Origin of the sequence: Bombilactobacillus thymidiniphilus, from assembly GCF_023380245.1 — a bacterium.
In the GTDB taxonomy this organism is placed as follows: Bacteria; Bacillota; Bacilli; order Lactobacillales; family Lactobacillaceae; genus Bombilactobacillus; species Bombilactobacillus thymidiniphilus.
In genome coordinates this window covers 725,418-746,939 of sequence record NZ_CP093365.1, presented here as the reverse complement: position 1 = coordinate 746,939, position 21,522 = coordinate 725,418, and the positions used below count along the sequence as shown (strand labels likewise).

The following is a 21,522-nucleotide window of genomic DNA, read 5'->3' as shown; positions in this document are numbered from 1 at the left end:
TAATGACCAAATATGAGCAGTTGCAAGCCGCCAAAAGAAATAACCAGTTAATTGATCTGGTATTACGACGGACGCAGGATTTGTATACGGGCGAAGTGTGTTTTGTTGCTGATCGCTGGGTGCTTTTACGTACGTATAATGATTATGGCATGTTGGATGGCTATGTATTAGTTAAAAATAGCGGCATTGCTTATTTATCGGCGACCAGTGTGGATGTGAAACGTTTACATGGGCGGATTGCTCTGGCGAAACGTTTGCAACTATTAAAGGGTCAGCTATATCCTTTGCCAAATTTAAATGAAGCTTCTTTGCTTGATCAAATCGTGCAAGATTGCATTCAAAAACAAAGTGCAGTTTTGTTGGTTGCGAATACGGGCGATATTTTTCAGCAGGCTTATTTGCAGAAATTAACTGCAGATCGCCTGCAATTTGCAGTGATTGATCCTTTTAATTTTGCGCGTGTTGGACAATTGCAAACTATTAATTTGTCGAAAGTCGTGGCACTAGAATTTGGTGGACGCCAATTGATGCAAGCAACAGCTTTTTTTAAGAATTTACCTGAGCATAAAGCGCCAGTGCTACTCAAAAAAAATAAATTTTTGCCGAAAATGTTGGAGCAAGCTAAGTCGCAATTGCTGATTATTTATTGTGGGGAAAATAGTAATAATTTTTTTGTAGGGCAAGTCAAAAATGTTACTGCTACAGAAGTTTTGGTTAGTTTAGTGGATAGCGTGGGTTGCTTTGGCGGTTATGTGTTGCTGAAGATTAAGGCAATTGCTTACGTTGGCGCAATAGCTGATTATCTGCAAATGATGCAAATTTATGAAGATGAGCATAAGCAAAATGGCGATTTTGTGCAGCCAGTTTTGAATAATCATTTTATAGCGGATCCTAAAAATATGTGGGCAAGTGTTTTTGCACAACTGGCGCAAACTAAAGCTACATTTCGCTTGCAAATTAAAGGACAAATGCAAACGCAATTAGCTTATTGCTTGAATTTAACAGCTACCAAAGTCAAATTAGCTGTTTTTACCGATTTACCTGCGAATATCACACAAGAAATAGTTTGTGATTTTGCGGAAATTGATCTTGTAACGTGGGGTTATTTGAACACTTACTTTACTAAATGCGAATTAATTGGTTAATATTGTCATTAATGTTCAGTGTTGTTAAAATTGAGGTGAACTTAATTTTGATAAAGGGTGGTATAAAATGACAGGTGTGGTACTAGTTGGCATGCAATGGGGCGATGAAGGCAAAGGTAAAATTACTGATTTTTTGGGACGCAATAGTGATGTAATTGCGCGATATCAAGGTGGTGATAACGCCGGACATACTGTTGAAGTTGATGGACAAAAATATAAAATGCGTTTGGTGCCTTCTGGAATTTTAGCAGCTGATAAAATTACGATGATTGGTAATGGTGTGGTACTCAACCCGCAATCATTGGTCACAGAAATTCAAAAATTGCAGGCGCAAGGCGTTGATTTTACTAACTTTAAAATTTCTAATCGGGCGCATGTTATTTTGCCTTATCATATTAAGCAAGATAGTTTGCAAGAACAGAGCAAGGGCGCTAATAAAATTGGGACTACTAATCGCGGTATAGGACCAGCTTACATGGATAAAGCAGCGCGCATTGGTATTCGGATAGCTGATCTATTGGAAAGTGAAGTTTTCGCGGCCAAATTGAAAATGAATTTAGAATTGAAAAATCGCGAATTTACACAAATTTATCATAGTGAACCGTTAGAATTTGCGGATATTTACAATGAATATTATGAATATGGTCAACAGTTAAAAAAATATGTAGTTGATACTTCTAAGTTGTTGAATGACCAAATTGATCAGGGTAAGAAAATTTTGTTTGAGGGTGCTCAAGGGATTATGTTAGATGTTGATCACGGTACTTATCCTTTTGTAACATCGTCTAATCCAGTCGGTGGCTATACGGCGGGCTTGGGAGTGGGACCAACTAAGGTTCAACGCGTGGTAGGTGTTGCTAAAGCCTACACTTCGCGCGTCGGCGATGGTCCTTTTCCAACGGAATTGAACGATGAAAATGGCGACTATATCCGAGAAGCTGGCCATGAATACGGTGTTGTCACTAAACGTCCGCGACGTATTGGTTGGTTGGATACGGTCGTGTTACGACATGCTAAGCGTGTGGCAGGTGTAAGTGATTTAGCTTTGAATTGTATTGATGTGTTAAGTGGTTTAGCAGAAATTAAAATTTGTACAGGTTATAAATTACCGAACGGCGACGTATTAGATGAATATCCTGCTAGTCTGACAATTGTAGATCAATGTGCGCCGATTTATGAAACACTTCCTGGTTGGCAAGAAGATTTGCGAGGAAAGACCAATCTGGCTGAATGGCCTCAGGAAGCCAAAAACTATTTAACACGTATTAAAGAACTGACAGGTCTAGATTTTTTGAGTGTTTCTGTTGGTCCTAATCGCGATGAAACAATTGTTTTGAAAAATATTTAGTAAATAAAAAAGCTGAAATTTTAGTATTTCAGCTTTTTGTTTCACGTGAAACTTATTTATTTTGTGAAATTAACTTTTTGCCAACTTGGAAGTCGATGAATTTGTTTTGGTTGCGATCATAAATTAAAGTATAGTAATAAGAACGATTGTTGTTCCATTGCTTCAGCAAAAATCTTGTTTCACGTGGAACATCACTGAATTCATAAGTGATGATGACACTATTGTTAGCATCGGCACCATTTTGTTTGGCATACTGAGCTAGAGCTTTAGTGCTGGTTGTGTGCAACCCCAAATTGCGGGCTAGTTGCTTATATTCGCTGGTAGCAGTGCTAGTTTTGGTGGTTATGCCGGAATTAATCAGAACGGAATTGATTTGTTCAATGAAATTAGGAGTCTTAGAAATACCGGAATCACCAAGATTATTACTCCAAGCAATAAATTTTGGTGGATGATTGTTATGATATTGACCAATAAATTGACTGTATAACACTTTGTTATTCTGAAAATAAACACGATAACGATAGCTGACAATGTTTTTAGTATCATCGTAACGATTAGCACTAACTACAACATAGTTACCGTGCAGATCCTTGCCTAAAGTTACCGGTGTGACACTATAAAGATAACGATGAGGCTTTTTTTGAACCCAATTTTGCAATTGCTTATTTTGCTTTTGGGATAAAAAATTGCAATTTTGTTTTGCTTGATGAAAGCCATTTAAGATATGATCAATGTTATTTAGTTGGTCAGTATAGTTTTTAGTATTGAGCTCATTAAGTGCTAAGCCCTTTTGATGTTTGGTTTTATTCAAAGATTGCGGGCTGACTAACCAATTGAAGGGGATCGTTTGTTCTGCCAGCCAATCACTGCTGCGCTGAATTAGCATATTGCGGTTATAATAACCCGTAATAGCTAAAATTATTAAAATAAGGCTAGCTATCAAACAACTTTTTTTGAATCGGATTTTTTTCACAAGAACACCTCAATATGACTAATTATATTTGGAAGAAAGATTAGTGACAATGAAAATTATTAAGTATGTTGTCAGTCATTGGAATATTAAGCTTTTGATTATCTGTTTAGGCTGGGGAATATTTGGTCTGGGATTTTTGGGTGGCAGTACAAATGTTTACGCCCAACACTTCATCAAGACACAGTATCAAGGTAGGCAGCAACAAGCTTTGGTTACCAATGTAAATCGCTGGCAAGTAAGTTTTTTTACTCATTTAATGCAATTGGATCCTTTGAATTTGGTGTTTAATGACCAAGTCAAAACTAAATTTGATAATACGGAAAAATTACTGACGTTGCGTGATCAAAATGCCCAAGAGATTACGAATTTTTATGCGGGTAAATATTATGCCAATGGGGTTACTAAAAAAAAATTAGATCACGTGGATCAAAATTTATTACAAGAAAAAAATCAAACAATTTATCAGAAGCAGAAGAACAAGTTGGATCAGATTCGGATTTGGTTTGATCAAACGCATGATGCCCAGCACTTTTTAGCTAAAACATATCATAAATTTGTTACACAGCCGCAAAAACTTAATTTGACAAACGTGTCAGAAGCTAATGCTTATTATAAATTAATCAAAAATAAAGCTTCGCAAAAAAAATGGCGACCTAAAGTAAAGAAAATGCTGGCTACTTTTAAACAATCTCAACAAAGTCAATCACGGGCGCAACTAGCTAAAGAAAAAGCACAATTGACGGCCTTGCAAAATGCGCCACTTACTACCAGTAATTATACGCCAGCCAACGTGACGATTATTGATGATTTGCAGCAATTAGATGAGATTAGTTCAAAATTGCAGCAAGCCGGCATTAAAGCTCAAAGTGTGCTATTTTATTCCAGCGATAGTCAAACTTTGACTTTGGTGCATCGCAGTGGCAGCAAATATGTGAGTGCTATGCGCAGTTTGACTGTGCGGAGCGGTTCATTGCCTGCCGGCAGTTATCAGATTGAACAAGTTATTACTAATCCTGGAGATACGGCTGGTGTGGTAACAGATAAAGGTAGTGCAAATTTTGGGCAATACTATGCAGATGCGACCAAGTTAGGCTTTGACACCAATAGTACGAGTGATTTCAATCAAGCTAAATCAGTCTTTTGGTTGCAAAATAATGCAGCACTGCAAACTTCTTTGCTAGTTGCAAATAATAGCAATCTTGGTTTCATCAGTAGTGCAACTGGTTTGGCTAACAATTTATCAGTAAGTTCCGCGGATATTAACAGTTTGTTGAATAATATTGCAAATACAAGCATTTTATATGTCGATTAGGGAGAGGCATTAATGAAAGAAAGCTGGCGGCAGTGGCAAGCACATCCAGTCAAAAAAACAATTAAGTCTTTTTTGATAATCATGATCTTTGTTTTGGCTATTTTAATTATTAAATTAGTTAGAACTTATATTCCTGAGCTGCAAAAAGATATTGCGGCTGGTTATGCAGTTAATTCAGAAATTACGTCGAAGACTTTTTACCCGAAACAGCCTACTATTATTGAAGATAAAAATAATCATGTTCTCAAAAAGTTATCACATAGCCAATCCACTTATATTAGTTCTAATAAGCTTAATCCTTTGCTAAAAAAAGGGATTGTTGCGGTGGAAGATCGTCGGTTTTATAAGCATCATGGTGTTGATCTGGCGGGGATTTTACGCGCAGTGAAAGCCGGAATTTTAAAACGGCAGGTGCAAGGGGGTTCTACTTTAACGCAACAATTAGTGAAGAATGTAGTTTTGAAAGATCAAACGCAGAATTTTGATCGTAAAATCAAAGAAATGGTGATTGCTCAGCAATTGGAGCAAAAATTTAGTAAAAAACAAATTTTGGAATTTTACTTAAATGATGTTTATTTGGGGCATGGTTGTTACGGCATGGGCAGTGCAGCACAATATTATTTTTCTAAACCACAGGATAAATTGGATATTGCCCAGACAGCTTTATTAGTAGGAATTCCGAATAATCAGCAATTATATGATCCGGTTTTACATCCTAAGCAGGCTAAAAAACGGCGTAATACAGTCTTATATACTTGGCATAAGCAACGTTTGTTGAACAGTCAGCAATATCATAAGGCTTGTCGGCAGCCAATTAAATTGCGGATTCATAATTTTAAGTATGACAATGATATTTCACAAAATTATGCTTTAAATTATGCTGTCCAAAATACGGTGCAGCAATTAATGACGATGCGTGGTTTTGAAATGAAGTATACTTTTGCTAGCTATCAGGCTAAAAACGAATATAAAGCACGCTATGCGCAAGTTTACGACAAATATTATGGTGAATTGTTAGCAGGAGGGTATGTTGTTAAAACAACAATTGATCCTAAATTGCAACAAGCATTAGTCAAAATTGTTCAGCAGCAATATGAACCGTACCAACAACGTGATGCACAAGGTAAGTTAGAGCCACAAGTGGCAAGTACGGTGATCGACAATCGCACGGGCAATGTGTTAGCGATTATTGGTGGGCGGACAACTAAAGACGATCAATTGAATCGCGCGACGGATGCTTATCGTCAACCTGGTTCGACTGCTAAGCCTTTAATTGCTTATGCACCAGCGTTTGAACGCGGTTATGCGCCGCAAAGTACGGTTGTTGATGGACCAATTAATAATGTTCACAATTGGTATTCTGGTTATCGTGGTTCAGTTACATTGCGCAAAGCTTTGGCGGATTCCATTAATACTGTGGCTTACAAGCTAGCAGTCAATGATAAACAAAAATCTTTCTACCAGGATTTGGCGAAAATGCAGTTTCAAGGGTTGTATCCTAGCGACAATAATCCGATTATTGCGATTGGTGGTTTTACAAAAGGTGTTACTACCACGGAAATGGCTTCAGCGTACAGTTCATTTGCGCGTAGCGGCAATTTCGTGGCGCCTAGCAACTTGAAAAGTATTTATAGCACCACTAATGATCGGATTTTATACCAAAATTCGCACAATCAAGTGCCGGTTTATTCCAAAAATGCTAGTTATATGATGCTAAATGCGATGCAAAGTGTTGTGAACGATGGCTTGGGCAAGGATGCAAAGTTGGATAATTATTCTTATGTGGCTGGTAAAACGGGTACGACGGATAATAATTTGGACAGTTATTTTGTAGGAATGACACCGTATTTCACGATCGCTAATTGGACTGGTTATGATCATCAAAAGCCCTTAAGTGACGATCAATTATCGCTTTCCATTAAAACTTTTAAGGCGCAAGGTGATTACTTAGTGAAAGCTTTGCATGAGTCACAAAAAGATTTCGCTATGCCTAACACGATTCGACGCAACGGTGATAATTTGTATGTGCGGCGGGCTGTCGTGCAAAAAAGTATTGATCAAATGATTCAAGAAAATTATATTACGTTTAATAGTGATCAAATTAATCAAAATAAAAAGCGTTTAGCTAATTTGGACTATCGGCTGATTTATCATTTAACTGGAAAGCAAGAGCACCAACGCGAGCAAACTGTTAAGCAAGCAATTGCTAATTACCAGTACGATCCTTTGACCAAATTAAGTGATTACGGCAATAAATTGGGCCAATTACAAAAAATTCGTTATAAAAATGAAAATGTTAAACGGATGAATGCCAAAAGGAAATTCAATAAGCAAATTATGCAATTACAGCGCGAACTGAATTTAGCGCAAGCTCAATTGCAAGCGCAAAAAGATGATAAGCATTTGGCAAGTTTTGAAAGTAAAAAAAGTGCGATTGAAAAAAATCGTGATGCTCAACGACAAGCAATAGTTAATCGCTTGATGAAGCAGTATCAAGATCAATTAGCTAAGACTAAGTCTGCTTACCAAAGTGATGCTTCTGATAAAGAGACGCAAAAGCAAAAGTTAACTGATTTGATTAATCAAATCCGTAGCTATGGTGGACATGTGAGTGATCCGGTAATTCGAGTTAACTAATATTTCCTAGGAAATCAAAAGACAATGGAGTAAAAGTAATGCGAAAGATAATAGCAATCATCAAGCAATATTGGGAAGTGATTTCCTATTTGATTTTTGGTGGTCTAACTACGGTAATTAATTTAGGTGTGTTCACTTTCCTATATACTTGGGGACATTATTGTGGCGTGCAAGTGGCTAATTTAATTGCTTGGGTGTTGTCGGTGCTATTTGCCTACATCACTAATAAATTATACGTTTTTGACTCGCGACAAAGTTCTAAACAAGATGCATTACGTGAACTAGGTTCCTTTTTCTTTTTTCGGGTAGCTAGTTATTTATTGGATGTTGCCATTTTAGCGATTGGCATTTCGTGGTTGCATATGAATTCATTTTTGGTAAAAGTTTTGGATAATGTGCTGGTCGTGGTAGTCAATTATATATTTAGTAAATTGATCATTTTTCGGCAACGCGATTAAATTAGGAAATATTTGGAGATCAATCTTAACAGATTGATCTTTTTTATTTTTAACAGGGGTTATTATTTGAAAATTAGAAACAAATGAATTAAAATGTGCTCATTATTAAACTATACAGGTGCTGGGGGAATTTTTATGCGAGATGAAATCACTGAAGACTTGTTAACGCTTAAAGACGTTAATACTTCTTTTAAAATCGATGGGGAATATTATCGTGCCATTGATGCAATTAACTTACATGTAAAATCTAATGAAGTGCTAGCGATTGTCGGTGAATCAGGTTGTGGAAAAAGTACATTAGCTACGACAATTATGGGATTACATGATCCTAAAAATACACATATTTCCGGGGAAATTATTTTTGCGGGTACTGATTTATTACAACTTAATGAGAAACAATATAATCAAATCCGTGGTGCCAAAATTGGTATGATTTTCCAGGATCCTTTATCAGCCTTAAATCCATTACAAAAAATTGGATCGCAAATTGAAGAAGTTCTGCTTTACCACACAACATTGACAGCACAACAGCGCCAACAGCGTGTTATAGAATTGTTGGAACAAGTTGATATCAATGATCCTAAGCGTATTGCAAACCAGTTTCCGCATCAATTATCAGGTGGCATGCGCCAGCGCATTATTATCGCAATCGCGATTGCCTGCAAGCCGGATTTGATTATTGCCGATGAGCCAACGACAGCTTTAGATGTGACCATTCAAGCGCAAATATTAGATTTATTGCGGACTATTCAACAAGAAAATCAAGCCGGAATTATTTTAATTACACATGATTTAGGTGTGGTCGCCGAAGAAGCCGATCGCGTTGCAGTAATGTATGCGGGACAGATCGTAGAATTGGCAACGGTGCAGCAATTATTTAATAACCCTAAACATCCTTATACTCGTTCATTGCTACGTTCCATGCCTCAAAAAGATAGTTTTAATGATGAACTATATGTGATTGATGGCATGGTTCCATCATTACAGAAATTGCCAACGGTGGGCGATCGTTTTGCGCAACGAATTCCTTGGGTTAGCGCTGATAAGCACGAAGTAAATCCAACTTTACATCAAGTAGCACCTGAACATTTTGTACGTTGCACTTGTTACCAGAATTTTTCGTTTCCAGATATCAAAAGGGGTGCCTGAGAGATGAGTTTGTTGGAGGTTAGAAATTTAAAGGTTCATTATCCGATCCGCGGTGGTTTTTGGAATCGGATAGTCGATGTAGTCAAAGCAGTTGACGGTATTAATTTTTCAATTGAGCAAGGGCAAACTTATGGCTTAGTTGGTGAGTCAGGATCAGGCAAATCAACGACCGGTAAAACAATTGTTGGCTTAGAGCGTCCAACATCAGGGCAAATTTTCTATCAAGGTCAAGAAGTACAGCAAAATAAATTACGCAATTCGGTTGATTATCAGCGCAATGTTCAAATGATTTTTCAAGATTCGCTTTCCAGTCTCAATCCACAAAAAAGGATTTTGGATATTATTGCTGAACCACTTCGCAATTTTCAAAATTTAACTGCAGATCAGGAAAAACTCCGGGTTTTGCAATTGTTGGATATTGTGGGTTTGTCAGCAGATTCTTTGTACAAATATCCACGTCAATTTTCTGGTGGTCAACGACAACGGATTGGTATCGCGCGCGCAGTGGCTACAAATCCTAAATTGATAATTGCTGATGAGCCCGTGTCAGCATTGGATTTATCAGTGCAAGCGCAAATTTTGAATTTTATGAAAAAGATTCAGCGCGAACTAAATATTTCTTATTTATTTATTTCCCATGATTTAGGGGTAGTGCGGCATATGTGTCAGCAAATTGCCATTATGCATCGGGGACGTTTAGTAGAAGTAGGTACGCGCGATGATATTTATAATCATCCGCAGCATATTTATACAAAACGCTTACTGGCAGCGATTCCCGAGACTAATGTGAATAGCCGGCAGGAACATCGACAAAAGCGCTTAGAAGTAGAGCGCATTTATAATGAGCAGCAGGCCAAATATTATGATTCCAATGGAGCAGCATTTGCCTTGCAACCAGTCTCAATGACACATTTTGTGGCTTTAGCGCCGACGGATTAATGGGGGAATTTGATAAATGTGGAAAACAATTTTACGAAGACTATTGATTATGATTCCGGAAATTATCATTTTAAGTGTGCTAGTTTTTATTTTAGCGAAAGCCATGCCGGGGGATCCATTTACTGGTTCAATTAATCCCAAAGCTGATGCATCACAAATTCATCATTTAATGAGGGTAAATGGCTTATATGATCCTTGGTATCAACAATATTGGAATTGGATTGTCCATCTTTTTCATGGTGATTTAGGTACTAGTTACGAATATCAAGAGCCGGTCACCACTTTAATTGCACAACGAGGCATGAATACTTTTTGGTTAGCTTTGTTTACTATGATTTTGACCTATGTAATTGGTTTACCGCTGGGTATTTATGCAGGAAGTCATGAAGGCAAGCTACCCGACACGTTAGTTCGTGTTTATACCTATATTACAATGTCAATTCCCTTTTTCGTCGTTTTAGTTGTTGGTGTGTGGATTTTTGGTTATACCTTAAATTGGTTTCCGACGAGTGGTTCGATTGCCTCGAACGCGAATGGTCTAGGTAGTACAATTTTATCGCGTTTGCAACATATCATTTTGCCGGGTCTTTTGGGTGCGTTATTTGGCACCGTGAATATTGTGCAGTATTTACGTTCGGAAGTGATTGATGCAAAAAGTTCTGATTATGTTAAAACAGCGCGTTCTAAAGGTGTATCTACCAAAAATATTTATCAACACCATATTTTTCGAAATTCGTTGTTGCCAATTGCTGCTTTTGCTGGTTATTCCATTACAGGGTTGTTAGGCGGCTCTATTTTTACAGAAATGGTATTTTCATATCCCGGCATGGGCTTGCTATTTTTAAATGCAATCAATTATCGCGATTATACGGTGATCACATCGTTAGTTTTATTATATGGATTTTTGAATTTATTAGGAACTTTATTATCTGATATTATTTTGAGCATTGTTGATCCGCGCATTCGCGTTGAGTGAGGGGGAAAGCTTATGGCAGCTAAGATTCCAGAAGTGACACAAATTTCGGAAAGTGATCTAGTGCGTTTGACACAAGAAGCACGTCAAGAAGCAACACCGACTTTTGGCAAAATCATTTGGAGAGAATTTAAAAATAATCGTTTAGCTTTAACTTCATTAGTGCTAGTTATTACTTTTATATTGTTTGTAATTATCGCGGCGCTATTTATTAATACACCTAAAATGATGACTACTAATATCATGGATTATTATAGTAAGCCATTTAATAAAAATTTTATTTTGGGTGCTGATTCTGGTGGGCGATCAATTGCCAAACAATTGATTGTTGGTTCGCGTAATTCGATCTGTATTGCCATTGGTTTAACAGTTATTTCGTCCACTTGGGGCATTTGTTGGGGGATGATTTCAGGCTATTTCGGCGGCAAAGTTGATTTGGTGATGCAACGTGTTTATGATTTTATGATGATTTTGCCAATGCTAATGACCATTATTGTGATTGTGACTATTATTCCCACTTATAATTCAGTTACGTTAACGCTGATTTTATCAGTATTTTATTGGATGGGGACTTCGCGCTTAATTCGTTCACGTGTTTTGGCAGAGTCGCAAAAAGATTATGTAGCAGCTTCGAAAACGTCAGGCACGAGTAATTGGAAAATTATTTTCCGGGAAATAATGCCGAATATTTCGTCATTAATAATTGTTGATACCACTTTGTCATTTGCTGAAAATATTGGTGTAGAAACTGGTTTGTCATACTTAGGCTTCGGTCTGCCACTAGGAACACCATCGCTAGGAACCTTAATTGCCAATGCAAATGATCCAGAAAATATTACGACTTATTGGTGGACGTGGTTACCAGCAGCTTTGGAAATTATTATTTTATGTTTAGCTATTAGCTACATCGGGCAAGCATTTCGGCATGCTACTAATGCTAGCCAACAATAAAGGAGGTGAGACAGATAATTTAGTATTTGGAAAAATTTGATAGTAATGATGGGGGATAGATAAATGAAGTATAGAAGAAAATGGCTATTATTCAGCACTGCAGCAATGGTGCTTACCGCAACAATTGGTGGCATGGCTAGCCCGGTTAAAGCCAAAAATAGCGATAAACCTTTAGATTTGCCGACACAATATAGTGCACCAGGCAAATCTACTAAAGCAGGCAACAATAGTACTTTAAAATTGGCAATTATGAATGATGCACCATTTAAAGGTATTGCGTCAGCTGATTTATCGGATAATGATGAAGATACGCAAGCTTTTAAGCCAGGCAATTCTAATTTACTGTTTAAAACAGATGATAATCATAAAATTGTTGATGGTGGTTTGGCTAATCAAAGCCTTGATAAAGACGCAAAAACAGCCACGATCACAATCAGAGATAATGCCAAATGGTCGAATGGCGCTCCCGTAACTGCTAAAGATGTTGAGTACCCTTATGAAGTAATTGCTAATAAGAACAGTACTTCTCAGCAGTATTCATCTGATTTTGAAGCCATTGAGGGCATGAAAGAGTATCATGAAGGTTCGGCCAAGACTATTTCAGGAATTACTTTTCCTGATGGTGAAAATGGCAAAAAAGTGGTGATTCATTTCACTAAAATGGCGCCAGCTATGGCTTATACTGGTAATACTTTTATTTGGGGCAGTGCTGATCCTTATGAATATATCAAGAAAGTTCCAATTGCTAAATTAGCTTCTGCCTCACAAATTAGAAAGAAACCATTGTTTACTGGTCCTTATAAGCTGGATCATTTGGTTTCAGGAGAATCCACCAGTTGGTCACCTAATAAGTATTACTATGGTAAAAAGCCTAATATCAAGCATATTTCTATTCAAGTCGTTTCTTCGCATAATAGCGCAGCGGCGATCAAGTCTAAGAAATATGACTTTTATTTAGGTGGACAAGGTGTACCAACTAGTGAATTTCCTAGTGTTAAACATCTGAAAGATTACACTTGGGTTGGTCAACCGGCGCAGTCCTACAATTATTTTGGCTTTAATGTTGGACACTTCGACACCAAAAAACAAGTCAGCGTAATGGATAAACATTCAAAAATGGGGAATAAGAAATTACGCCAAGCTATGATGTATGCGTTGGACATCGATTCCGTTGATAAGAAATTTGGCAACGGTTTGAAATGGCGGGGCACAACTTTGATTCCACCATTCTATAAGCAATATCACGATGACAAGTTGGTTGGTTACAAATATAACATGAAAAAAGCTAATAAATTATTGGATCAAGCGGGTTATAAGAAGAAAGGTAAATGGCGTACGCAACCGAATGGAAAACCTTTGACAATCTATTACGGTGCAATGCAAGGTTCTTCGGCTAATGAATCTGCCTATCGTTATAATATTCAGCAGTGGCAAAAAGCTGGTTTAAACGTCAAAATGACCAATGGCAAAACCATGGAAATGAATAGTTTCTATTCTACTTTGCAAAAGCCTAAGCAAAATAAAATTGACATCTATAGCGGTGCTTGGAAACTAGGTGATGAACCATCGCAAACGTCTGTTTATGGCGCTAATGCACCATTTAATTATGGCCATTTTGTCACAGCTAAGAATACTGAATTATTGAATAAAATGAATGATGAACAATCATGGAATGAAAGCTATCGTAAGCAACAGTTCTATGATTGGCAGAAATATATGAATGATCAGGCTGCTTATGTACCAGAGTCTTATGCAATGGATTACGCCCCAGTTAATCATCGGGTTAAAGGCTATAATATCAATGCTGGTAAATCTGAAGATTTCTGGAGTGACTTATCTTTAACAGCAGCCAATCCCAAATAATTTAGTTAAAAGCGTCCTTTATTGGGCGCTTTTTTTGTGAGCTTTATTTCAAGTAAAGCAAATCACTTCACAATCAGCTAAAGTTAATATCGTTTAATGCTAAGTATAACTAAAATGATATAAAAACTATAAGTATTAGCTGTATTTCATCATAATATAAAGGAATTATTTACAATTTTAATAAATAGTGCTAATCTGGTTTTGTTTCTAAATTTTATTAATGGGGGATATATAAATGGCTGGACAAATTGCCGTCACACCTGATGAACTACGTCAACAAGCAACACATTACACAAAAGGTGCTGACAATGTCGATAGTACTTTGAGTGATTTGAAGAATATGCAGGAGCAAATTCGTAGTGAATGGAAAGGTAATGCTTTTGAAAAGTATGACCAAAAATTCCAAGAATTATCTGGCAAAGTTACCGAATTCTCACAATTACTTCGCGAAATTAAGGGTCAATTAGACAAATCAGCTCAAGCAATGCAAGATGCTGATAACCAAATTGGTCAATCCTGGAACTAGGATGATTATTTTAAAAAGTCCACTCTGCCACTGTGGCAGAATGGACTTTTTATGTGTGAGGAGGGGATATTGTGGCAGAAGATAAGGCGGTTAAAGCGGCTAAAGCCTTGCAACTAGGTGCGGATAAAGGAATTTTAGATGCTAAAATTGCTACTTTGAAGAAATGTCTTAAGAACATGCAAGATAAGGGCAATGATTTAACAACGGTTAGCAATAAAGTTAATGATTTGGACAAGCATGCCAGCAGTTGGAAGGGGCAAAAAAAGAACGAGTTTACTAATATTTATACGTCTGTCCGACAATCTGTCGTTAAAAATATAAATACCAATAACCAAAATATTACAAATGTGCAAGCTAAAATTAGTAGCTTGCGATCACAATCTGAAGATCTTGATATTCAAATAAAGCATCTGACTGCTAAGTAGGAGGCTAAAATGACAAAGATTAAATTAGATAAAAGAGCGCTGGATAATAATGCTGGTAAAGCTAAAAGTGCAGTGTCTGCTCTGGGAAAAGGTAAGTTGACTTCTTCTAAGCTTGATACGACTAACTTGGATCCTTTTAACGATTTTTTTAAAGTGGCTGCAGACGTAAAAAAGACAATTCAAAATTACGAAAAATTAGCCTCGCATGACGTTGAGCAATATAAAAAAGCTGGTGCTGAGTTGCAAAAAGCCGATGACAATGAAGCTAAGCAAATGGGGGCGGTTACAGTTGGTAAAGGTTAAAATATCTGAAGTTCTGGAGCGCCAACAAAAAATCAAACAGCAAACCAGTGATTTTCAGGATGACTTGAAGTCTGTCAGCAATAAGATGATGCAGACTGCCCAGACTGAAGGCTTTGAAGGCAATGCACAACAAGCCATGCAAAGTTACACTGAAGATGTGCATGGGCAGAAAAATCAGCAACTGCAAGAAAATTTATCGCGGTTGAATCAAGCTTTTTCAGATCTGGTGAGCGATTTTAAAAGCGATGTTGATAATAGTGATTCTGCGGAGCTGGATAGCGAGCATCTCAGTGATTTGTCGAAGATGATTAAGTCGGTGGAGAAGATTAACCAAAAGACATTGGCGGATCTAAATAAGGAAGTGCAGATGGCTAGCGGTGCGGGTGCTGCGGTGGCAACGTTTAATTCAGTCGCAGCCAAAGATCTAAATGCTTTGGGCAAAAAAGTTACTAAGACTAACGAACAGCTGAAAACTTTTAACGGCAAGAAATTGTCGACAACTTTGCAGGATATTAAGACTGTCGATAAAAATATCAAAGATATTTTGGATGCTGCCGGTGGTGCTGAAAAGGATAATAAAGGTCTGGCGTACTTTAAGTTATCGCAATCAAAAATAGCACAAAAAGAAATTGAAGATAGTCCAGAATTTAAGTTCGTTAATAGCCTTTTAAAAGATGTCCAGGGTTTTGTAGGTAAAGATGCATACAAACGAATTGAACAATTATCGAAGAGCAATCCTAAAAAAGCTTTACAAGAATTACTTGAATCAAAAGACTTGATGCAAGCTATTCGCGGGAATAAGTTTGCATCAAAAACTATGAATTTACTAAGTGCATCTTTCATGCTTGCTGGATATACGTTACCCAAAGAACTTTCTAAATATGCTAGTCAGGCATCTAAATATGCTAATAAACTGGCCAAATATATGGGAAAGCTGGATAAGTTGGCGAGCCCGATACGTAGTGTAGTTGATTATGGTGTTGGAAAAGTTAAAGATTGGAAGGGATTTAAATCGCCTAAATGGGGAGAACTTGGTAAATTCGGTAAAGGCGTGGTCAAAACAGGCAGCAAAGCTTCCAAATTTCTCGATAAAAATGGTGTGGGTCTGGCAATAGATGGATTTACCAATATCGCTTTCGACTATGCCAGTCAAAAGGGAAAGAAACATGATTTAGGACGAGCAGTTAGTGACGGTGCGGTTGATACTATAACAGGGATTGGTCCAGTTAGCGGTGCGGTAACCGGTGCTGAAATAGGTGGAATTTTTGGCCCAGGAGGTGCAGCGATAGGTGCAATTGGAGGTGCAGCAGTAGGTGGATTTATGTCACTTAAAAAATTTTCTGATCCTAAATTTGGTGATCATCTCAAGAAAAATGCACATAATGTTGAGAAAAACATCAGTAATACGTTAGGGCATTTATTTTGATAGAAAAGAGTAGTTGAAATGTTTAATTTAACTTTTGAACAGAGTGAAAAAGTTACGGATTATGTTGTTAAGTCTTTGATCCAATCTTTAAATGGTCAGAAAAAATTTACCACATGGCATATTTTACGAAAATTTTTTGCAAGTTTATTTTTTGTTGTTGGAGCTATTGTTATGGCCGCTCCTATCCTGATGGATCCAAAAACATTTAATATATTTACTATCTTTTCTTATGTTTATTTGTTCTTAATTTTATTTGCTGTTGTGCTTTCGTTTATTGTTTATATTGTTTTGTCTTTCACTAAGAATATAGCATTTGATTATATATTTTCTCTGGGATTACTTTGCTTTTATGTCTATATTATATTTTTCATAGCTGCTGCTTATATTGTTTTTTATTTATTTTTTATAGGGAAAATAAATTGGTTGCTAGTGACTTTTTATGGATTTGTTTTTATTTTGGCTATTATTCAAACAGCGATTTCTTATTTATCTTTTAGAGAAACTTTTGGTATATGTACTAATAAATTTGATGTTAAATTAAAAAAATTCGATAAATTCATAGCCAAATATGGATCCATTATTGTTTCTCTGATTTTTATTTTTAAAGGTATAAAGTGTGTTTTCTTTAACCACAATATGTTGAGTCGGTCTTTTAAGTTACTCATTGCCATGATTGTATTTGTGCCAATTATGATTTTTGCGATTGTGTACCTGTGTGGTTTTTATATGCCCTTTAAAGTTTTTATTGTTCACTATTATCTTTTAAAATATAAAAAGGAATACCAAAAAAAGATTTTGGATGAATATCAAGTTGATTTCTTTAATTTGGAAAAACACAATAAAAAATATAATTGAGGTTGTTTAGGTGTTTAATCTAACTTTTAAGCAAAGCGAAAAAATCACCAAAGATTTAATAAATAATTTTGTTGTTAATCTCAAAGGTAAGAAGCATGTAACTTTTGGATACACTTTTAAGCATTTTTTTGCCAATTCATTCTTTAATTTTTGGATTTTGTTTTTACTTTTTATATCCTTTGTTGTTAAAAATAAAAAATTAGAATTAGTTTTAAAATTAGGGAATTTGTTATTCTTTTTTGTATTATGCTTGTGGATTTTATCTATTTTTTCTTATATTATTTTATATTTCACTAAAAGCGTTTTGTGGGATGAAATTTTTTCATTTGGGATGTTATATAACAACTTTGTAATTATAATTTTGCTTATTCCTGCTATGATGATAGGTCTAGCAGCATTGTCTAGAGGGCTAATGGTTTGGCTTATATATATTTTCTATATTTTTATTATTATTTGGACATTCATTAATATTTATCATTCCTATTCTGTATTTAAAAAAAACATTAGGTGTTGAACGAAGTAAGACAGATATCAATATTTCACGTGTGAACAATGTAATAGCTAAATATGGTGGGGCAATATTTTGTTTATGTATGATTGTGAATTTGATTAAAAGGACATTTGTCTAGCACTCACCTCTAACACATTCCCTAGAATATTATTCTATGATCGTTATTTTGGTTCCATTAATGATTTTTGCAGTATCTTATTTTTTGTTTTATAGATTTCCCACAAGATACATCTTGCCTAATTATTACTTTTTGAAATATAAAAAAGAATATCAAAAAAAGATTTTGGATGAATATCAAATTGATTTTTGTGGTTGGGAAAAGCACAAGAAAAAGTAGTCAATTAATGTCTACTAATCCAAAGAAAGTTCTTGAAGAATTATGGGAATCTGAGTCATTCATGAAAGCATTACGTAAAGCAGAAGTTAAATAGAATATAACTCGGTATAAATGTTCACGGGCAGAAAAATCAGCAATTGCAAGAAAATTTATCGCGGTTGAATCAAGCTTTTTCAGATCTGGTGAACGATTTTAAAAGCGATGTTGATAATAGCGATTCGGCGGTGCTGGATAGCGAGCATCTCAGTGATTTGTCGAAGATGATTAAGTCGGTGGAGAAGATTAACCAAAAGACATTGGCGGATCTAAATAAGGAAGTGCAGATGGCTAGCGGTGCGGGTGCTGCGGTGGCAACGTTTAATTCAGTCGCAGCCAAAGATCTAAATGCTTTGGGCAAAAAAGTTACTAAGACTAACGAACAGCTGAAAACTTTTAACGGCAAGAAATTGTCGACAACTTTGCAGGATATTAAGACTGTCGATAAAAATATCAAAGATATTTTGGATGCTGCCGGTGGTGCTGAAAAGGATAATAAAGGTCTGGCGTACTTTAAGTTATCGCAATCAAAAATAGCACAAAAAGAAATTTTGGATAAAATGAAAGCAGTAACGGATAGTAAATTATATAAGTTAATCAAAGAGGCGTTGTCTACTAATACAAAAGAAGCTTGGCTAAGATTATTTGATTCTTCAGAATTAATGAGATTTATTGAGAAAAGTCCAAATAATGAAAAATTATTTTTTGAAATTGGATTGAATATAGAAAAATATCAAAATATTATCTTACCAGAATTTGTTATTGAAAAATTTAATAAAATTGGTAAATATATGGGATACCTTAGTGATGGTCTTGGTAAGGGTTTTGCAGAATTTGGAATTGATAAATTATCAACCTTTGGTGGGACATTTGGAAAAATTTTAGGTAGTTCATACGTTTCTGTGGGATTGGATTTTGGTGATAATTTTATAAAAGATTACAAAAAACAAAATAAGAAAAAACATTCAATATCTCGTGCAACCAGCGATTCTACAATTGATACCGTTTTTGGTAATGCTTCTATAGTGGGTGGGACAGCTTTGGGTGCAGAAATCGGTTCAGTTTTTGGACCTGAAGGTACTGTTCTAGGTGGTGCTATAGGCTTAGGTGCATCTGCAGTTGTAGTAGGGGCTAAGAAATTGGATCCCAATATAGTAAAGGATACTAAAAAAGCTGCACATAATCTGGAAGTGGGGGTAGGTAAAACAACTAAAAATGCTTGGAATAATACAAAAAAATTTTTTGGTTCCCTTTAGGGTCACATCTTATTGTGTGACCTTAAATATCAATTCGATCTATTGGGAGTGAATATCATTAATTTTAATCAGTTATCTTATGAACAAACTAAAAATATTACAAACAACATTTTAGAAAAAGGGTTGCTAGAAACTTGCCAAAAAAAGGCAGTCACTGCTAAAGGCGGTCTTGCTAGTTACTTTAAGATTAGTTGCCTGTTTTTATTACCATTATTTTTTGGTTTTCTTTTTAACATGATGCATAAAAAATTTACTATATCTGCTAATATTTTGTTGCTAGTTACCATTGCAGTTTTTGTATTGAGTTTAGTTACCACTCTTATTGTGAGCTTTAAACGTAATTATGTTTTTTTTTACTTGATTGATAATTTTGTGTTGTTAGCTGTTTGTATTATTACTTCTTTGTTTCTCATAGATATAATTCCAGTAATATCTAAGACATTAGCAAAAGATAACACAAATTGGATATTTAATATTTTATGCTTAGTAATTATAATTTTGTCGCTTATTTTAGTAGTAATAAGTTATTATGATTTGAATTATAAATTATTTAAAACTGAAAAGCCGTTGCCTGATTGGCTACAAAGTATAAAAGGAATTATAGCAAAGTTGACAGCTTTAGGAATTATTTTGTTTGGTATAGCAATAGTATTTGAAAAAGCTTTTCGTAAACGTCATCTTGTGTTGCATCATAATAATTTACATGATCAGATAGAAACTTTTGTGGCTATTTGGATCTTTCTCCCGTTATTTTGTGGAGCTACAATTTTATTGGTGCTTGTCTACTTTCCAATTAGGTGTTTTCTGCCAGCATATTACTTGCTCAAGTATCGCAAAGAATATGAACAAGAATACAATTTTAGTTATCAAGGATTACCTGAAAGTAACTAGAGGAGGTGAGGGGGTTAAGTAATATTTGTGGGTGGCAATATTTCTCGGGAAATAAAATTTAAAGGATGGTATCAAAATGAATGATGAACAAGAATTATTAGCGTTAGGCTCCATTGTCTTATTAAAAGAAGGTACGCAAAAATTAATGGTTATTGCGCGCGGCGTTTCTTATGAAGACGATGGCAGCGACCACTTTATGGATTATATGGGTTGTCGCTATCCAGAGGGCATTGATCCTGATCAGACCATTTTCTTCAATCACAAAGATATTGATGACATTTTGTTTGCCGGTTTCGCTGACGAGGATGAAGAGCGTTTTAAAGTAGCTTATCAAGAATGGATGCAAAGTCGTGAAGTTGAAGAAGATACTATAAGTTCTGTTAATAAAGGACTTGAAGGCAACTTGTTTTAAATTTTGTTAATTGAATTTTGACAATGAGGGGTGTCATAATGAATTTAAAGAAACGTAGTGAATTAAAAAGAGAAGTTAAGAGAACTTATAAGGGGCATTGGGGCAGAGCTGTCAGTATGGGGTTATTGCCAATGATTTTGGTCATATTAATTGAGCAAATTGTTAATAGAATGGCACCAAAACCTGAAGTAGAGCAGACCATGACTTATGGTGGTGGTTTTTCGTATTTTTCAGAAAATTTTTTTAATCCATTAATTCTTATTATAATTATTGTATTTGCTTTTGTGTTAGTTAATCAAAAGTTTTCTGTGCAATCCATGTCTTTGAATTGGCTTAGAACAAGAGAAAAGCCTGAATTTTCCTGGGGATCTGTTTTTAATGCGAAATATTTCAAGGGAACTATTATTATATTTTTATTAGAGGTATTTTTTACATTTTTATGGTCGCTTCTTTTAATTATTCCTGGACTTGTCAAAAGTTATTCTTATTCACAAGCATTATTTATCTACAAAGATGCCGTTGATGCAGGGGAAACTAATATTAGTTATTTAGACTGTATTACTAAAAGTCGTGAAATGATGAATGGAAATAAATGGCATATGTTTGTTTTAAATTTGAGTTTTCTTGGTTGGATTATACTTTCCATGATTACCCTTTTCATAGGATATCTATGGTTAATTCCTTATACAGCAGGAACTTATGCTGCATTTTATGATGATGTGAAGGAAAAATTTAATCAGAAACTTAATTCTGAAACTTCTGATAATATTTAATTTTTTTCGTAATTTAGTGCAAA

General features: G+C 35.6%; 21 protein-coding genes. 20 read left to right on the top strand and 1 reads right to left on the bottom strand.

Going from position 1 to position 21,522, the window contains the following annotated elements; all coding sequences use genetic code 11:
• Window positions 1–2 precede the first annotated feature (2 nt).
• Both MOO47_RS03980 and MOO47_RS03975 read left to right on the top strand, forming a co-directional pair.
• Entirely contained in the window at window positions 3–1,145 is a 1,143-nt protein-coding gene (locus MOO47_RS03980) for a hypothetical protein (protein WP_249513501.1), read from the top strand.
• 67 nt (window positions 1,146–1,212) lie between these two features.
• On the top strand, window positions 1,213–2,493 hold the full coding sequence (locus tag MOO47_RS03975; RefSeq protein ID WP_249513500.1) for an adenylosuccinate synthase: 1,281 nt from the start codon (window positions 1,213–1,215) through the stop codon (window positions 2,491–2,493).
• 52 nt (window positions 2,494–2,545) lie between these two features.
• Here the strand turns inward: MOO47_RS03975 and MOO47_RS03970 are convergent, their stop codons facing one another.
• Window positions 2,546–3,466, bottom strand: a complete 921-nt coding sequence (locus MOO47_RS03970) for a hypothetical protein (RefSeq protein ID WP_249513499.1) — start codon at window positions 3,464–3,466, stop codon at window positions 2,546–2,548.
• 49 nt (window positions 3,467–3,515) lie between these two features.
• On the opposite strand from MOO47_RS03970, the gene MOO47_RS03965 reads away from it, so the two are divergent.
• From MOO47_RS03965 to MOO47_RS03880, 18 genes are all read left to right on the top strand, one after another.
• Window positions 3,516–4,778 (top strand): hypothetical protein, encoded by a 1,263-nt coding sequence (locus tag MOO47_RS03965; protein ID WP_249513498.1) that lies wholly within the window; start codon window positions 3,516–3,518, stop codon window positions 4,776–4,778.
• A gap of 12 nt (window positions 4,779–4,790) precedes the next feature.
• Window positions 4,791–7,415 (top strand): transglycosylase domain-containing protein, encoded by a 2,625-nt coding sequence (locus MOO47_RS03960; protein ID WP_249513497.1) that lies wholly within the window; start codon window positions 4,791–4,793, stop codon window positions 7,413–7,415.
• 38 nt (window positions 7,416–7,453) lie between these two features.
• Complete coding sequence (locus MOO47_RS03955; RefSeq protein ID WP_317617097.1) at window positions 7,454–7,873, top strand: GtrA family protein; 420 nt, start codon at window positions 7,454–7,456, stop codon at window positions 7,871–7,873.
• A 135-nt stretch (window positions 7,874–8,008) separates the two neighbouring features.
• Entirely contained in the window at window positions 8,009–9,022 is a 1,014-nt protein-coding gene (locus MOO47_RS03950; protein WP_249513496.1) for an ABC transporter ATP-binding protein, read from the top strand.
• A 3-nt stretch (window positions 9,023–9,025) separates the two neighbouring features.
• A complete protein-coding gene (locus MOO47_RS03945; protein ID WP_249513495.1) occupies window positions 9,026–9,961 on the top strand; it encodes an ATP-binding cassette domain-containing protein in 936 nt (311 codons plus the stop codon).
• Between the two features lie 16 nt (window positions 9,962–9,977).
• Window positions 9,978–10,937 carry an ABC transporter permease gene (locus tag MOO47_RS03940; RefSeq protein WP_249513494.1) on the top strand — a complete coding sequence of 320 codons (960 nt, stop codon included), beginning with the start codon at window positions 9,978–9,980 and terminating at the stop codon, window positions 10,935–10,937.
• 12 nt (window positions 10,938–10,949) lie between these two features.
• The gene (locus tag MOO47_RS03935) at window positions 10,950–11,885 is read left to right on the top strand and encodes an ABC transporter permease (protein ID WP_249513493.1); all 936 of its coding nucleotides are present in this window, start codon (window positions 10,950–10,952) and stop codon (window positions 11,883–11,885) included.
• A 63-nt stretch (window positions 11,886–11,948) separates the two neighbouring features.
• The gene (locus MOO47_RS03930; RefSeq protein ID WP_249513492.1) at window positions 11,949–13,748 is read left to right on the top strand and encodes an oligopeptide ABC transporter substrate-binding protein; all 1,800 of its coding nucleotides are present in this window, start codon (window positions 11,949–11,951) and stop codon (window positions 13,746–13,748) included.
• 235 nt (window positions 13,749–13,983) lie between these two features.
• Complete coding sequence (locus MOO47_RS03925) at window positions 13,984–14,274, top strand: WXG100 family type VII secretion target (RefSeq protein WP_249513491.1); 291 nt, start codon at window positions 13,984–13,986, stop codon at window positions 14,272–14,274.
• Window positions 14,275–14,345: 71 nt separating this feature from the next.
• Window positions 14,346–14,699 (top strand): YwqH-like family protein, encoded by a 354-nt coding sequence (locus MOO47_RS03920; RefSeq protein WP_249513490.1) that lies wholly within the window; start codon window positions 14,346–14,348, stop codon window positions 14,697–14,699.
• Window positions 14,700–14,708: 9 nt separating this feature from the next.
• A complete protein-coding gene (locus tag MOO47_RS03915) occupies window positions 14,709–15,002 on the top strand; it encodes a TIGR04197 family type VII secretion effector (protein ID WP_249513489.1) in 294 nt (97 codons plus the stop codon).
• On the top strand, window positions 14,989–16,428 hold the full coding sequence (locus tag MOO47_RS03910) for a T7SS effector LXG polymorphic toxin (RefSeq protein WP_249513488.1): 1,440 nt from the start codon (window positions 14,989–14,991) through the stop codon (window positions 16,426–16,428). The genes MOO47_RS03915 and MOO47_RS03910 overlap by 14 nt, the downstream gene beginning before the upstream one ends.
• 18 nt (window positions 16,429–16,446) lie before the next feature.
• Window positions 16,447–17,283, top strand: a complete 837-nt coding sequence (locus tag MOO47_RS03905; RefSeq protein WP_249513487.1) for a hypothetical protein — start codon at window positions 16,447–16,449, stop codon at window positions 17,281–17,283.
• Between the two features lie 10 nt (window positions 17,284–17,293).
• A complete protein-coding gene (locus MOO47_RS03900) occupies window positions 17,294–17,797 on the top strand; it encodes a hypothetical protein (protein ID WP_249513486.1) in 504 nt (167 codons plus the stop codon).
• A gap of 471 nt (window positions 17,798–18,268) precedes the next feature.
• Window positions 18,269–19,423, top strand: a complete 1,155-nt coding sequence (locus MOO47_RS03895) for a hypothetical protein (RefSeq protein ID WP_249513485.1) — start codon at window positions 18,269–18,271, stop codon at window positions 19,421–19,423.
• A gap of 48 nt (window positions 19,424–19,471) precedes the next feature.
• On the top strand, window positions 19,472–20,314 hold the full coding sequence (locus tag MOO47_RS03890; protein WP_249513484.1) for a hypothetical protein: 843 nt from the start codon (window positions 19,472–19,474) through the stop codon (window positions 20,312–20,314).
• A 76-nt stretch (window positions 20,315–20,390) separates the two neighbouring features.
• Window positions 20,391–20,726 (top strand): DUF4176 domain-containing protein, encoded by a 336-nt coding sequence (locus MOO47_RS03885; RefSeq protein WP_249513483.1) that lies wholly within the window; start codon window positions 20,391–20,393, stop codon window positions 20,724–20,726.
• 38 nt (window positions 20,727–20,764) lie between these two features.
• A complete protein-coding gene (locus tag MOO47_RS03880) occupies window positions 20,765–21,499 on the top strand; it encodes a DUF975 family protein (protein ID WP_249513482.1) in 735 nt (244 codons plus the stop codon).
• Window positions 21,500–21,522 lie beyond the last annotated feature (23 nt).

Excerpts from the sequence above, each read along its gene's own strand:
- MOO47_RS03950 (WP_249513496.1), top strand. The coding sequence starts at position 8,009 with ATGCGAGATGAAATCACTGAAGACTTGTTAACGCTTAAAGACGTTAAT.
- MOO47_RS03925 (WP_249513491.1), top strand. The coding sequence starts at position 13,984 with ATGGCTGGACAAATTGCCGTCACACCTGATGAACTACGTCAACAAGCA.
- MOO47_RS03880 (WP_249513482.1), top strand. The coding sequence starts at position 20,765 with ATGAATTTAAAGAAACGTAGTGAATTAAAAAGAGAAGTTAAGAGAACT.
- MOO47_RS03915 (WP_249513489.1), top strand. The coding sequence starts at position 14,709 with ATGACAAAGATTAAATTAGATAAAAGAGCGCTGGATAATAATGCTGGT.
- MOO47_RS03905 (WP_249513487.1), top strand. The coding sequence starts at position 16,447 with ATGTTTAATTTAACTTTTGAACAGAGTGAAAAAGTTACGGATTATGTT.
- MOO47_RS03955 (WP_317617097.1), top strand. The coding sequence starts at position 7,454 with ATGCGAAAGATAATAGCAATCATCAAGCAATATTGGGAAGTGATTTCC.
- MOO47_RS03960 (WP_249513497.1), top strand. The coding sequence starts at position 4,791 with ATGAAAGAAAGCTGGCGGCAGTGGCAAGCACATCCAGTCAAAAAAACA.
- MOO47_RS03940 (WP_249513494.1), top strand. The coding sequence starts at position 9,978 with ATGTGGAAAACAATTTTACGAAGACTATTGATTATGATTCCGGAAATT.
- MOO47_RS03975 (WP_249513500.1), top strand. The coding sequence starts at position 1,213 with ATGACAGGTGTGGTACTAGTTGGCATGCAATGGGGCGATGAAGGCAAA.
- MOO47_RS03980 (WP_249513501.1), top strand. The coding sequence starts at position 3 with ATGACCAAATATGAGCAGTTGCAAGCCGCCAAAAGAAATAACCAGTTA.
- MOO47_RS03945 (WP_249513495.1), top strand. The coding sequence starts at position 9,026 with ATGAGTTTGTTGGAGGTTAGAAATTTAAAGGTTCATTATCCGATCCGC.
- MOO47_RS03935 (WP_249513493.1), top strand. The coding sequence starts at position 10,950 with ATGGCAGCTAAGATTCCAGAAGTGACACAAATTTCGGAAAGTGATCTA.
- MOO47_RS03930 (WP_249513492.1), top strand. The coding sequence starts at position 11,949 with ATGAAGTATAGAAGAAAATGGCTATTATTCAGCACTGCAGCAATGGTG.
- MOO47_RS03965 (WP_249513498.1), top strand. The coding sequence starts at position 3,516 with ATGAAAATTATTAAGTATGTTGTCAGTCATTGGAATATTAAGCTTTTG.
- MOO47_RS03885 (WP_249513483.1), top strand. The coding sequence starts at position 20,391 with ATGAATGATGAACAAGAATTATTAGCGTTAGGCTCCATTGTCTTATTA.